This window comes from Histophilus somni, assembly GCF_014202395.1.
GTDB lineage: Bacteria > Pseudomonadota > Gammaproteobacteria > Enterobacterales > Pasteurellaceae > Histophilus > Histophilus somni.
This window is the reverse complement of record NZ_JACHGQ010000015.1, coordinates 13,641-26,184: the sequence shown is the minus strand read 5'-3', so window position 1 is coordinate 26,184 and position 12,544 is coordinate 13,641. Positions and strand designations below refer to the sequence as shown.

Below are 12,544 nucleotides of genomic sequence, written 5' to 3'. Positions count from 1 at the left end.
TCCTAAGAACAGTTAAATAGATGAATAAATTTGTTGTGCTGTTGCTACCAGCTTGCGACGTGAAAACAAAAATTGCCATTTCGTACCGCCAACTTGTCGCCAAAGTACCGCCGAACGAATACCGGTCAACAAGCAAGCACGAATACGATTTTGTGTCATTAATTGCTGTAAATAAAGCGGGGAGCCTTGGACCTGAATACGAGCACCTAAAGGACTGATAACATCAACATAAATAGAAGCTAAAGTTGATAGCATTTGTTCATCAAGTAAATCATAATGGGCAAGTTGTGTAGGCAAATACTGAATACGACGAGCCAGTTCAGATTTAGCTTGTGCATTTTTATGTAATTTACCTTCTAAAGCCAAAAGTCCTAACCAATAGCGATTTAAAGTTACATCACTGCCGTTTAATTGTTCCATTAAGGTTTCCAACCCCAATTTTAAATTACTTTTCTGCCCTCCATAAACGGCTAAAGTATCTTCCGGTGCAGTTTGCAACAATGTACTTAAACCAGTTCGCAAAATTTCTTGGTCAACCGTACCGTTCATTGCAAGTTGCTGTACTAATTTTGCCGCTTGGCACACACCCGCAAGGGCAAATGTTATATCTTGATAATTAGCCATAAATAATTGAGGTTAGTCAGAAAAAACAGCGTACAATATAGCATTTTTAGATTTTGTTTTAAAGGTTGAGAATAAATGAGAAAGTGCGGTGAATTTTCTTTATTGGCTTAAATCCGATCCGTCTGTACAATTAATTTATTTTTTCTTTGGGGATAATTTTATGTTTAAAAGAATATCTTTATTTTTATGTATTGGGCTGATTTCAGCTTGCTCGGTAAAATCTGTTACTTCTTATACCTCATCGGAAAACAATATAAAAACGGTGATTAACTTGGACAATGATAAAATAGATCAAAAATCTTATGCCACTGCTTATGCGGTGGCAGTACAAAGTTACCAAGGTCGTGTGAACAAAGAATATCATGTGAACGCTTTTGTCAGTGGTGTAAAAGATTGGTACTCCGCAAAAATTTCAGTCCCGATCAATCAAATTAAAGAAAAACTGTTTCAACGCAATGGATTAGACAGCGATGTGCATACTTATTATAGCGGTATTCTCTTTGCTTTCGGATTACAAACCAACTTTAATAGATTAAGTTCAACTTGTTGGAGTCATCTTGATCAAGCAAGTCTGACACAAGGTATTTATGATGCCATGTTAGATTTGAAAAATAATCGAGTACGATCTGAAGATGATCAATATCTCGTGCAGGGTAGCGAACAAATTTTAAAACTTTGTGTAAAATAATATACTAATAACCTAAAATGATTAACAGATTCTTTTTATCTTGTTGTAAGTAGCATCGTGTCTTTGATAACCGGCGTAATTTATTCTTCTGTCAAACAAAAAATAGTATAAAACAGACCGTTCTTTTAGATGAAAAAAACCCGACAATTTGTCGGGTTTCTTTCACACCATGTCCAGAACTATACTTCCCAGCTAAGACACTTAGTACCTTTATTCTTTAATTAGTCATTAAAATACACTTTTTTTAATGCCAATTCTAAACCACGAAATTCTGCCAAACCTCTTAAACGACCAATTGCAGAATAACCCGGGTTAGTTTTTTTCTTCAAATCATCAAGCATTTGATGACCGTGATCTGGTCGCATTGGAATTAAGCGATTATCACCATTTGCCTTGCGACGATATTCTTCGGTGAGTAATGCTTTCGTTACCCCAAACATATTTACATCACCGGCAAGGTGATCAGCTTCGTGAAAACTTCGTGGATTTTCCTCCCGCTGAGTGGATCGCAAATGAACAAAGTAAATACGATCAGCAAATTTTTCCGCCATTTTCACTAAATCATTCTCTGCTAACACACCATATGAACCAGTACAGAAAGTGAACCCATTAGCGGCAAGCGGTTGAGTATCCACAAACCATTGCATGTCGTCTATAGTTGACACAATACGTGGCAAACCGAGAATTGGACGAGGAGGATCATCCGGGTGAATAGCCATACGGATTCCCACTTCTTGTGCAACAGGCACAATTTCATTCAAGAAATAGGCTAAATGAGTGCGGAATTTCTCTGTAGAAATACCTTTATAGCGATCAAGTTGTGCTTGAAATTCCTCAAGAGTATAACCCTCTTCAGATCCCGGTAACCCAGCAATAATATTTTTTGTTAATTTCGCAATATCCGCTTCGCTCATTTGATCAAAATAGGCTTTGGCTTCTGCTTGCTCTTCCGGTGAGTAAGTTTCCTCTGCTCCCGGACGTTTTAAAATATATAGTTCAAAGGCAGCAAAAGCCACTTGATCAAAACGTAACGCTTTTGAACCATCCGGCATTTCATACTCAAGATCGGTACGAGTCCAATCTAATACCGGCATAAAGTTATAACATACTATGTCAATGCCACAACTCGCTAGATTACGCAATGTTTGCTTATAGTTATCAATCCATTGCTGATAGTTACCTGTTTGGGTTTTGATATCTTCGTGAATAGGTACACTTTCCACAACTGACCAAACCAACCCTTTTTCCTCCAACAATGCTTTACGCTTATTGATTTCCTCAACTGACCATACTTGCCCGTTGGGAATATGATGCAACGCAGTCACCACTCCCGTTGCACCAGCCTGTCTTACATCATCCAAAGATACCGGATCATTTGGTCCATACCAACGCCATGTTTGTTCCATAGTAAATTCCTCATCTAATTAAAAATCAGCAGCCAAAGGGCTAACATTAAACAGATAACCATCAAAATTAGGATCATCTAAATCCGATAATTCAAACAGTTTCTGTTTTACATTTTCCAAATGCTGCCACATCATTTTTCGTGCTAATACAGGATTTTTTCGCTGTATTGCAACAATAATATTTTCGTGATCTTTTAACCATAAATAGCGGTAACTTTGATCAGAGATATGTGCATGCAGACCTTTCCACATAGGACTATTAATTCGGTACTCCCACAAATCCTTTTGCATGCGGATCACCACTTCATTTTGCGTTATTTCTGCAATTGCTTTGTGAAAATCCTCATCTGCAATATAATCTTCATCATCACCGCACTCTAAAGTTCTACGTTCACGATCTAAAATCTCTTTTAAGTGTAAAACGTCAGCTCGAGTTGCTTGAATAGCTGCAAATTCTGCAATACTACTTTCTAACAATTGTCTTGCCTGTAGCAATTCAAAGGGTCCAACATCAGGCAAATCTTCAGTTTCCTCTGAACTCGATTTAGGTAAATTTATTACATAAACACCAGATCCTTTCCGCACTTCGACTAAATTCTCAAGTTCAAGCATGATAAGTGCTTCACGAATAACTGTACGACTGACATTGAAGTACTGAGATAAATCACGCTCTGCCGGTAATTTATCCCCAATACCATAAGTTCCTCTCAATAATTCCGCTTTTAATTCTTGCCCTATTTTTTTATAAGAACGTAGTTCTTCAGGTGATGTTGCCATCATTTTTTTGTCTCTCTGCTTTTTTGACTTCTTGATGGTGTTCGTAAAATACTTTTTTGGTTCACCAAATTAACATTTCGCGCACCAAAAAACAACTATAATTTAAGCATATTTTACATAAAAAACCAAAAGGTAAACCAAAAAAGTTTAAATTTTGTGATGTAAATCACACTTTTATTAATAACTGGTTTACCAGTTTTAAAAATAGACGTATATTTAGCATATCAATTAATCTTAATAGGAGATAAAAATATGAATATTGCAAACAATCATGATTTCAAAGGTAAAGTCGTTGTTATTACAGGTGCTGGTGGAGTGCTATGTGCATTTTTTGCACAAGAAATAGCAAAAACAGGGGCAAAAGTTGCTTTATTAGATATTAACCTCGAATCGGCAGAACAATATGCACAAGCTATTGTACAAAATGGTGGCATTGCAAAAGCATACAAAACCAATGTACTTGATTTGGAAAGTATTCAACAAACTCGTGATGCTATCGAAAAAGACTTTGGAACTTGTGATGTGTTGATTAATGGTGCCGGTGGTAATAGCCCAAAAGCAACAACCGACAATGAATTTCATGAATTTAACTTAGCAGATAGTACAAAATCATTTTTCGATTTAGATAAAAATGGTATTGAATTTGTATTTAACCTCAACTATTTAGGTACTTTACTTCCTACTCAAGTATTTGCCAAAGATATGATCGGCAAAAAAGGGGCTAATATTATTAATGTCTCCAGCATGAATGCCTATACTCCGTTAACTAAAATTCCTGCCTATTCAGGAGCAAAAGCGGCTATCAGTAACTTTACCCAATGGCTTGCTGTTTATTTCTCTAAAGTAAGTATTCGTTGTAATGCCATTGCCCCGGGTTTTTTAGTCAGTAACCAAAACAGAGGATTACTTTTTGACAGTGAAGGAAATCCGACAGCTCGAGCTAATAAAATTTTAACTAATACTCCAATGGGACGTTTTGGTGAAGCACATGAATTGATGGGTGGAATTTTATTCTTAATGGATGAAAATTATGCCAGCTTCATAAATGGGGTAGTATTGCCGATTGATGGCGGTTTCTCTGCTTACAGCGGTGTATAGGGGAAAATAATGACAACATTTATACCAAAACATAAATTTATTGTGTGCATTGATTCTGACGGTTGTGCAATGGATACAATGAATATTAAACATGATAAGTGTTTCGGACCTTATGCTGTTGAAATTTTTGGACTTACAGATGAAGCACGTTTTATTGAAATTTGGAATAGAATTAACCTTTACTCTCAAACACGTGGTATCAATCGATTCAAAGGATTGATTCTTTCTTTGGAAGAGTATAGTTATGAACAGGATTTCAGCCAATTAAAACACTGGGTAAATACAACTTCGGAATTATCCAATCGTTCACTTATTCAAGCAATACAAGACAACCATACCGATGATCTAAAACTTGCGTTAGCATGGTCGGAAAAAGTCAATATGGGTATTAAAACTCTACATACTCAAGATAAACCGTTCCGTTTAGTCAAACGTTCCCTCGCCATTATTAAAGAGTTTGCAGACATCGCTGTGGTAAGTTCCGCAAATAATGAAGCTATTCTTGATGAATGGACAAGACATGGTTTGCTCCCTTTTGTAGATCTAGTTTATGGACAAGATGAGGGTACAAAAACTCATTGTTTAAACCAATTAGCACAATATGGCTATCAACCGAACAATATTTTAATGGTTGGTGATTCACCGGGTGATTTAAATAGTGCCAATGAAGCAAGTGTAAATTTCTTCCCGATTTTATGTGGCAATGAAGATGAATCTTGGGATCAGTTAGTATTAGAAACATTAGGGAAATTGGTTTACCAAAAATTTGATTCTCAATATCAAGCCCAATTGGTTGCAAAATTTAATGCAAATTTAACCGCTTGATCACAATTATTACTATTTTGACAAATAAGCAAGGAGAAATTATGTCTGTTGATTTAACGAAAAAACCTTATTACTTAAAAGATGAAGATATTCAATGGGTAAAAAACACTATAGCCAATATGACGTTGGAAGAAAAAATCGGTCAGCTGTTTGTGAATATGGGTTCAAGCAGATCCGAGGAATATCTCACTGATGTTTTAAACCGTTACCATATTGGTGCGGTACGTTATAATCCCGGTCCTGCTGAGGAGGTTTATGACCAAAACTATATTCTACAAACTAAAAGTAAAATCCCTCTCTTAATTGCAGCGAATACAGAAGCTGGTGGTAATGGTGCTTGCAGTGATGGAACAGAAATTGGTTTACAAGTCAAAATCGGTGCAACCGATGATGCTAAATATGCTTATGAAATGGGGCGTGTAGCTGGTATTGAAGCAGCAGCTATCGGTTGTAACTGGAGTTTTGCTCCTATCGTTGATATTAGTTATAACTGGCGAAACCCAATTATTTCTAATCGAGTATTTGGTTCAAATCCAGAGAAAGTACTAGAAATGTCCTTGGCTTATATGAAAGGTATTCAAGAAAGTGGTATTGCCCCGGCTGCAAAACATTTCCCTGGTGATGGAGTGGATGAAAGAGATCAGCATCTTTCTTTTAGTGTAAACAGTTTTAGTTGCGAAGAGTGGGACAATACTTTCGGCAAAGTTTATCAAGGCTTAATTGATGCTGGTTTACCATCGTTGATGGCAGGTCATATACACTTACCTGCTTACGAGCAGCATTTCAATCCAAATTTAGCTTATGAGGACTGCCTACCAGCGACACTTTCAAAACCAATTTTAACAGACTTATTACGAGGTAAATTAGGTTTCAACGGTGTTGTTGTTACTGATGCCAGCCATATGGTAGCAATGACTTCAGCAATGAAGCGTAGCGAAATGCTACCGACTGCTATCGCTGCAGGTTGTGATTTATTCCTTTTCTTTAACGATCCTGATGAAGATTTCGGTTATATGATGGAAGGTTATAAAAACGGCATTATTACCGAAGAACGCCTTCATGATGCCCTTACTCGTATTCTAGGGTTAAAAGCAAAATTAGGCTTACACAATCGCCCAAGAGAAACATTGCTTGAACCAAAAGAACAAGCATTAGCAAAAATAGGACTACCAGAACATAAAGCAATTTTCCGTGATGTTGCAGATAAAGCAATTACCTTAGTTAAACATAAACAAGATATTTTCCCAATTAATGTTGAACGTTTCCCTAGAATCTTACTTGTAAATGTTAAAGGTACAGATGGTGGCTTCGGTAAAATGGTTGCAGGTAGTCAACGCAGTGCAACAGAAATCTTAAAAGAAAAACTGGAAGAAAAAGGATTTACAGTTTCTATTTATACATCACCGATGGATAATATTCTCAAGATGTCGGACGAAGAACAGGTCAAAACTATTCGTAATGAATACTCCCAAAAACGCCCAATTACAACATTAACGGATCATTATGATCTGATTATCAATGTTGCGAATGTGCAAATGAGTACAGTTCAACGTATCGTATGGCAAGCGACCAAAGGAACGCCTGATATTCCATTCTACGTCCATGAAGTACCTACAATTTTCGTGTCCGTTCAATGCCCATTCCATTTAGTTGATGTTCCTCAGGTAAAAACTTACATCAATGCTTATGACGGCAAAGAGCCAACCATAGAATTGCTGGTAGAAAAATTAATGGGTAATTCCGAGTTTAAAGGTATTAGCCCAGTTGATGCGTTCTGCGGTTATAAAGATACCCATATTTAATCTATCATTCCTCACAAGGAGTTTTTCATGAGTTCAACACAAAGACCTTTTGGTTTAAAAGACAAACTTGCCTATATGGCTGGCGATATTGCTAATGATCTTAGTTTTATGATGTCCGCCTTCTTTTTAATGCTATTTTATACTAATGTGCTACAAATTGAAGGTTATGTTGTCGGTCTTCTATTTCTAGTTTCTAGATTTATTGACGCTTTTACTGATATTGGTATGGGACGTTTAGTAGATACTATAAAGCCTTTTAAAGAGGGGCGTTTCAGAGGTCTTATTCGCCGGGCAACTCCCTTTATCTGTATTTCGGGATTTCTGCTTTTCTTACACATTGTGAAAGATTGGTCTTATACCGCAAAATTGGTCTACATCACTGTTACCTACATAGTTTGGGGTAGTTTAGCCTATACTGCGGTCAATATTCCTTATGGTTCAATGGCTTCCGTGATTACTACAAAAGCTGATGAGCGTGCCGGATTATCTATCTTCCGTACAGTGGGTGCAAATATTGCGGTACTTTTTATCTCATTTGTTATTCCACTCATTATTTACAAAGAAGTTGAAGGTAAACAAGTAATTATCCCAGAAATGTTCACATACATTATGGGAGCATTTATGATCTGTGCGTTTATTTTGTACCAAATCTGTTGGAGATTTTCGGTTGAGCGAGTTCAATTGCCTGAAAAAGAAGGTCGTCGCCACAACAAATCACACAATAAATCAGACTGTTTAGATGACGTAAAAGCAATCTTTAGCAGTCTATTCTCAAACAGTGCGTTACTTATCTTTATTTTAATCGCTATCATTTTACTGCTAGCAACCTTAATCATCGGTACAATGAACCCATATTTGTATGTTGATTACTTTAATAGTAAATTAGCATTGTCATTTGGTGGTATTTTAGGTGCCGTGACAACATTTATGGTTGCTCCGTTTGCCCAAAATATTGTGAAAAAGTACGGTAAAAAAGAATCAGCTTCTGTAGGTTTATTGATAACTGCTGTCATATACAGTGTGCTATTCTTCGTTAAAATCACAAATGTTTGGTTATTTATCATTGTTGCACTCATTGCAACACTGGGTCTAAGTTATTTCCAAATTATTATATGGGCATTTATTACAGATATTATTGATAACCAATTTATCAAAACTGGACGCCGTGAAGATGGCACAATTTATGCAGTTTATTCATTTGCTCGCAAAATCGGTCAAGCTTTAGCTGGTGGTTTAGGTGGCTTTGCACTAAGTTACATTGGCTATTCTGCAAAAATCCCACAACAACCACAAGAAGTGTTAGAGTCAATCTATAACTTTGCAACGGGAGTACCTGCATTGGCTTGCATCTTGATTTTTTTACTGTTGAAATACGTTTACCCGCTTTCTAAAGAAAAAGTGGACGAAAACGCAAGTATATTAGAACAAAAAATAACTCAATAAGAGGACATAATGATGAAATTTATGACGGAAGATTTTTTACTATCAACCTCAACGGCTCAAAAGCTTTATCATGATTATGCTGAAGAACAACCGATTTTTGACTATCACTGCCATTTAAACCCAAAAGAAATTGCAGAAAATCGCCAATTTAATGATTTAGCTGAAATTTGGTTAGAAGGCGATCACTACAAATGGCGAGCAATGCGTTCAGCTGGGGTAGAAGAGCATTTAATTACGGGAAGTGCAGATAAATACAGTAAATATCTCGCATTCGCCAACACTGTACCAAAATGTATCGGTAACCCGATTTATCACTGGACTCACTTAGAATTACGTCGTCCGTTCGGTATTACCGACACGATTTTTTCACCTGAAACAGCGGAGAAAATTTGGCATAAAGGGAAAGAGTTATTGCAACAGCCTGAGTTTTCAGCACGTGGTATTATGAAAAAAATGAATGTAAATTTGGTTGGTACAACCGATGATCCTATTGATTCATTGGAATACCATAAAGCCATTGCAGAAGATAATACCTTTGATGTTGAAGTTGTACCAAGTTTCCGACCTGACCGTGCGTTTAAAATTGAGCTTCCTCTGTTCAATGATTATATTGAGCAGTTGGGAAAAGTCGCAGATATTGAAATCAACACTTTCGATAAACTAAAACAGGCTCTATCGAAACGTATTGAACATTTCGATAAATATGGTTGTAAATCTGCTGATCATGGTATGGAAATTGTCCGTTTCTCACCAATTCCTGATGAGAAAACTCTTGATCAAATATTGCAAAAAAGACTTAACAATCAACCTATTGAAGAAGAAGAAATTGCACAATTTAGCACCGCACTATTAGTTTGGTTAGGTACGGAGTACCACAAACACCATTGGGTAATGCAGCTCCATATCGGAGCAATTCGTAACAACAATACGAGAATGTTCAAATTGCTAGGTGCAGATGCTGGATTTGATTCAATCGGAGATCGTGCGTTTGCTGAATCACTTTCTCGTTTATTAGACAGCATGGATCAAACAGACCAACTCCCGAAAACCATTTTATACTGCTTAAATCCTCGTGATAACGAAATGCTTGGCACAATGATCGGTAATTTCCAAACCGGGGGCATTGCAGGTAAAATTCAATTCGGTTCAGGCTGGTGGTTCAACGATCAAAAAGATGGCATGGAACGCCAACTGCAACAGCTATCACAATTGGGACTATTAAGCCAATTTGTTGGTATGCTGACTGATTCTCGCAGTTTCTTATCTTACACTCGCCACGAATATTTCCGCCGTATTTTATGTGAAATGATTGGTGGCTGGGTTGAACGTGGTGAAGCACCAAATGATCTCAACCTGCTAGGAAAGATGGTGAAAGACATTTGCTATGACAATGCAAAACGTTATTTCAAATAAAATAACCATTTTAAAGAAATTTTTTCACATTAAAAAGAGGTTAAAAATGCGTTATACCACTGAACAAATTATTGACAAGTTGAAACAGCTTAAAGTTGTTCCGGTTATTGCTTTAGATAAAGCAGAGGATATTTTACCCTTAGCAAAAACATTGTCTGAAAACGGCTTGCCTGTAGTGGAAATTACTTTCCGCTCCGAAGCTGCCGAAGAGGCCATTAAATTGGTTCACCAACAATATCCTGAAGTACTCATAGCTGCAGGCACGGTGCTAACCAAAGAACAGGTATTGGCTGCCAAAAATGCCGGAGCAGATTGTATTGTTACTCCAGGCTTTAATCCAAATATTGTGAAGTATTCTCAAGAGTTAAATATACCTGTAACGCCTGGGGTAAATAATCCAATGGCAATCGAATCCGCTCTTGAACTCAGCATACAAGCTGTCAAGTTTTTCCCTGCTGAGGCAAGTGGCGGTGTTAAAATGATAAAAGCCTTACTTGGCCCTTACGGTAACTTACAAATTATGCCGACCGGTGGCATTTCGCCACAAAATATCAAAGACTATCTCGCTATTCCAAACGTAGTTGCTTGCGGTGGCTCTTGGTTTGTAGAGAAATCTTTGATTAAGTCCCAACAATGGGAAGAAATTGGACGATTAACCCGTGAAGTAGTAGAGCTGGTTAAAAGTTAAAGGGATTTACACCTAAGAGCAAAGGCGTATTGATATATAATACGCCTTATTTGTATGCCATTTATATTGCACACCTAAAATCTATCCGAACCGAGTTTATTCTTCTCTTTTATTTACAGCGTTTCTTCCGATTGTTACTATTAACAAGAAAATTAGATAAAAGGAAATTAAGCATGGAAAAATACAACAAATTCCGCATTGAATGGGATTGCCGCCGAGGCATGTTGGAATTAGATAAAGTTATTATGCCTTTTTTTCAACAATATTTTGATGAACTACCTGATGCTAAAAAAGATATATTTTTGCGTTTATTAGCTTGCTCGGATTTACAACTTTTTTCTTGGTTTTTTAACAAAACTCCGGCTGCTGATCTTGAATTACAAGAAATGGTAGATCATATTCAAGAAAATTTAAATTTATATCAATAATCTTTCCTAAAAAGATTGAACTTTTTTTATTCCATTACGTCTAACAAGCACAGGGGTTGGCTGGCTTTAATATTAAGGCTTGTTAGATGTGATACAAGAGGTTATATGGCTGAACAACTAACGGATCAGGCTTTGGTAGAAAAAGTACAGCAGGGAGATAAAAAGGCCTTTAACTTATTGGTTGCTCGTTATCAAAATAAAGTTGCTGGATTACTTACTCGTTATATTTCACAAAACGATATTCCCGATGTTGTACAAGAATCCTTTATAAAAGCCTACCGCTCAATTGAATCATTTCGTGGCGAAAGTGCTTTTTATACTTGGCTATATCGAATAGCGGTTAATACGGCAAAGAATTACTTAACGGCACAAGGACGGCGTCCGCCAACAGAGGATATATTAGCAGAAGACGCTGAAAGCTATAATGTTGGTACAAATTTAAGGGACGTGAATACTCCCGAAAATGAAATATTATCCGGTGAATTGAAAAAAGTTGTTTTTGATACTATCAGTAACCTGCAAGAAGATTTAAAAACAGCTATTACACTACGGGAAATGGAAGGATTGAGTTACGAAGAAATTGCAGAAATTATGGATTGTCCGGTGGGAACCGTACGTTCTCGTATTTTCCGTGCAAGAGAAATAATCGAAAGCAAAATTCAACCTTTGATACAACGTTAAATAGTTTAATAAACAAAGACTTGGAGTTAAAGATGCAAAAAGAGTTACTTTCAGCTTATATCGATGGTGAGCATTGTGGTAACAAATTTACTGACACCCTTTGTCAAAACAAAGACTTACAAAATAGTTGGTCAAATTATCATTTAATTCGTTCCATTATACGCAAAGAAAGTAAAGTGCTGTTAGGTTCTGATTTCACAGCAAGAATGGGAACGCTCATTGAACAGGAAGAAAAAATACAAATCGAACATTCTCTCGAGTCTCAACCGACACTCGCAGAAGTGGAAAAACTTCCGTTTATACAAAAAATACGCTCATTCTTTTCCCCAATGTTACAAATGGCAGTTGCTGCAACGGTTTGTTTCGTTGCCGTACTTGGCGTTCAATCTTTTAATCATGAAAGAGCGGGCAAAAATACACTGGATACCCCAACGCTACAAACGCTTCCATTTAATAATTCGGTACAAGAAATCAGCTATAATGTTCCGAGAAAAGAAATAATTACGCAAGAGCAAGTAGAACAACGGAACAAACGTATTGGCATAATGCTACAAAACTATGAATTACAGCGACGTCTGCATACTGACAGTTTCGGATTGCCAAATAATGAACATTAGCTCAATTCATGTTAAGATATTCGCCACCGTTTGGTGGTGAATTTTTTTCTTAGG

13 protein-coding genes are annotated in these 12,544 nt (G+C 36.8%); 10 read left to right on the top strand and 3 right to left on the bottom strand.

What is annotated here, in order from left to right; all coding sequences use genetic code 11:
• Positions 1-12 precede the first annotated feature (12 nt).
• Positions 13-624: a high frequency lysogenization protein HflD gene (gene hflD, locus HNR69_RS08850; protein ID WP_011609740.1), complete on the bottom strand. Its 612-nt coding sequence runs from the start codon at positions 622-624 to the stop codon at positions 13-15.
• Positions 625-784: 160 nt separating this feature from the next.
• On the opposite strand from hflD, the gene HNR69_RS08845 reads away from it, so the two are divergent.
• Entirely contained in the window at positions 785-1,312 is a 528-nt protein-coding gene (locus tag HNR69_RS08845) for an HI_0449 family lipoprotein (protein ID WP_012341262.1), read from the top strand.
• A 221-nt stretch (positions 1,313-1,533) separates the two neighbouring features.
• Here HNR69_RS08845 and uxuA read toward each other — a convergent pair whose 3' ends face one another.
• Together uxuA and HNR69_RS08835 are read right to left on the bottom strand one after the other, a co-directional pair.
• Positions 1,534-2,718, bottom strand: a complete 1,185-nt coding sequence (gene uxuA, locus HNR69_RS08840; RefSeq protein WP_012341261.1) for a mannonate dehydratase — start codon at positions 2,716-2,718, stop codon at positions 1,534-1,536.
• Positions 2,719-2,736: 18 nt separating this feature from the next.
• A complete protein-coding gene (locus tag HNR69_RS08835; RefSeq protein ID WP_012341260.1) occupies positions 2,737-3,498 on the bottom strand; it encodes a GntR family transcriptional regulator in 762 nt (253 codons plus the stop codon).
• A gap of 249 nt (positions 3,499-3,747) precedes the next feature.
• On the opposite strand from HNR69_RS08835, the gene HNR69_RS08830 reads away from it, so the two are divergent.
• The 9 genes from HNR69_RS08830 (at position 3,748) to HNR69_RS08790 (ending at position 12,490) form a co-directional block, all read left to right on the top strand.
• A complete protein-coding gene (locus HNR69_RS08830) occupies positions 3,748-4,593 on the top strand; it encodes an SDR family oxidoreductase (protein WP_075294260.1) in 846 nt (281 codons plus the stop codon).
• 9 nt (positions 4,594-4,602) lie between these two features.
• Complete coding sequence (locus tag HNR69_RS08825) at positions 4,603-5,418, top strand: HAD family hydrolase (protein ID WP_075294261.1); 816 nt, start codon at positions 4,603-4,605, stop codon at positions 5,416-5,418.
• Between the two features lie 41 nt (positions 5,419-5,459).
• Positions 5,460-7,220 carry a glycoside hydrolase family 3 protein gene (locus HNR69_RS08820; protein WP_075294262.1) on the top strand — a complete coding sequence of 587 codons (1,761 nt, stop codon included), beginning with the start codon at positions 5,460-5,462 and terminating at the stop codon, positions 7,218-7,220.
• 27 nt (positions 7,221-7,247) lie between these two features.
• A complete protein-coding gene (locus HNR69_RS08815; protein WP_012341257.1) occupies positions 7,248-8,663 on the top strand; it encodes an MFS transporter in 1,416 nt (471 codons plus the stop codon).
• 9 nt (positions 8,664-8,672) lie between these two features.
• Positions 8,673-10,076 (top strand): glucuronate isomerase, encoded by a 1,404-nt coding sequence (uxaC, locus tag HNR69_RS08810; RefSeq protein WP_012341255.1) that lies wholly within the window; start codon positions 8,673-8,675, stop codon positions 10,074-10,076.
• Between the two features lie 46 nt (positions 10,077-10,122).
• Complete coding sequence (locus HNR69_RS08805) at positions 10,123-10,764, top strand: bifunctional 4-hydroxy-2-oxoglutarate aldolase/2-dehydro-3-deoxy-phosphogluconate aldolase (protein WP_075294268.1); 642 nt, start codon at positions 10,123-10,125, stop codon at positions 10,762-10,764.
• 173 nt (positions 10,765-10,937) lie between these two features.
• Positions 10,938-11,192: an FAD assembly factor SdhE gene (locus tag HNR69_RS08800; protein ID WP_011609750.1), complete on the top strand. Its 255-nt coding sequence runs from the start codon at positions 10,938-10,940 to the stop codon at positions 11,190-11,192.
• A gap of 105 nt (positions 11,193-11,297) precedes the next feature.
• Positions 11,298-11,873, top strand: a complete 576-nt coding sequence (rpoE, locus tag HNR69_RS08795) for an RNA polymerase sigma factor RpoE (RefSeq protein WP_011609751.1) — start codon at positions 11,298-11,300, stop codon at positions 11,871-11,873.
• Between the two features lie 32 nt (positions 11,874-11,905).
• Entirely contained in the window at positions 11,906-12,490 is a 585-nt protein-coding gene (locus tag HNR69_RS08790) for a sigma-E factor negative regulatory protein (protein WP_012341253.1), read from the top strand.
• The last annotated feature ends 54 nt before the right edge of the window (positions 12,491-12,544 follow it).